Source organism: Moorena sp. SIO3I6 (assembly GCF_010672095.1).
The window spans coordinates 1-1,732 of record NZ_JAAHHU010001058.1; the positions used below are offsets into that span (position 1 = coordinate 1).

Consider the following 1,732-nt stretch of genomic DNA (forward strand, 5'->3'; position numbering starts at 1 on the left):
CTTTATATTGACGAATGTTGAATCCGAGGAAATCAAATCCATCAAAAGTGTGGATGATTTTTGTCTTGCTTGGTTTCAATTCCAAACCCACGTCTTTCAGCCATTCATTGATGATTCTTTGACATTCTTCTATCACTTCCTGGTTTTCGTGCATGATGACGAAGTCATCTGCGTATCTTATCACATTCATGCCTCTTCTTTTTTGTTCTTTATTCCTCCCTTTTATTTTTAAGGTTTCGGCATATTGTTTGATAAGTTTTTCCATTCCGTGGAGGGCTATGTTCGCGCTTTTGTGGGGAGATAATTCCACCTTGAGGAGTACCCTCATCTGTAGGATAGAATGTATCCTTATCCATCACACCTGCTTTTAACCAGTATTTGATTAATCGTTTCATGGATGGGTAAGTATTCAATTTTCTTAGAAGAGCATCATGGTTGATTTTGTCAAAGCATTTGGAGATATCAGCGTCCAGTACCCATTTAGGTTTTAAGCTAATACCATTGAATATTGCTTCAATGGCATCGTGACATGAGCGTCCTGGCCTGAACCCATATGAGTTAGGCTCGAATCTCGCTTCCCATTCTGGCTCTTGAGCCTGTTTGGCAAGAGCTTGTAGAGCACGGTCGTAAATGGTGGGTATCCCTAAAGGTCGTTTCTCCACCCTCCCAGGTTTGGGAATCCATACCCTTCTGGTTGGTTTTGCCTTTTTGTGAATTTTCAGGTTGGCTACTAAGACTAGACGCTGCTTATTGGTTAAAGCTTTTTGTCCGTCTATTCCGGCAGTCTTTTTGCCCTTATTTTCCTGGGTTACCCGTCTGACTGCAATCATTTTTGCCGACCAGGACTTCATCAGAGTCTTTTGTAACTTTCTTACCACACGGATGTCACCACGCTGAGAGGCTTGGTATATTCGTTTTTGTAACTTAAAGACCGTTCTTTCTAGCTTCCGCCAGTTAGTTGTCCTCCATTCCGACTGTGGGGCGAACCCCCGAGTTTTAGACTTATTCATTACTACTTACAACCATACCTTTTCCTACAACGTAAGTCCGTCTGCATATCCCAGGTATTACCCTGGGCGTTAGCTTCTGACTCAATCTTTCTCCCACATGACTTGCGGTTAACTACCTACTCAGTAATCGACCTTACTGAGAGTACATATGGGAATTACTTCGTTCCTGATAACCATTCTCTGAACTTTTAGGGTGATACTATCCACCGGGAGCTAGGGAAATCATTATATGGGGGAAAAACCTTATAATCCTATGTGTTCCATGGACTTTTGTCCCTTGCAGCGCGTCAGCCTGATTGCGCTACTCTATAGTGACGATGGTTCAAGTGTATCTTCCTTGCGTACCCATGAGTTCAACTACCTGTTACTAACGCCACTTTAGGCTAGCAGCGCTTCACTGTTCGACCCCGCTTTATGCTCAGGTTTGTTAATTCCTGAAAATAGGGGTAAGGCTGTCACTCGGATTTCGCGAGGGGTGGTTTTTCACCACCATGGTTACCAAGTTGTCATGGTTTGTTTCCCATGCGGCTAATCCCCCAAAAAACCCTTGTGGGGTAAGGTTTATAGCCAACGAATCGCACTAACCCCGTCTATTCCGGCAGTCTTTTTACCTTTGTTCTCTTGGGTTATCCGTCTGACCGCAATCATTTTGGCAGACCAGGACTTCATCAGAGTCTTTTGCAGCTTTCTTACCACGCGGACGTCACCACGTTGTGAGGCTT

Annotated in this window: 2 pseudogenes; both read right to left on the bottom strand. The window is 43.9% G+C overall.

The window, feature by feature from the left end:
* A pseudogene (locus F6K49_RS46055) lies at positions 1–1,010 on the bottom strand (reverse transcriptase domain-containing protein); the annotation flags it as partial.
* 573 nt (positions 1,011–1,583) lie between these two features.
* Positions 1,584–1,732 (bottom strand): annotated as a pseudogene (locus F6K49_RS46060) (reverse transcriptase N-terminal domain-containing protein); the annotation flags it as partial.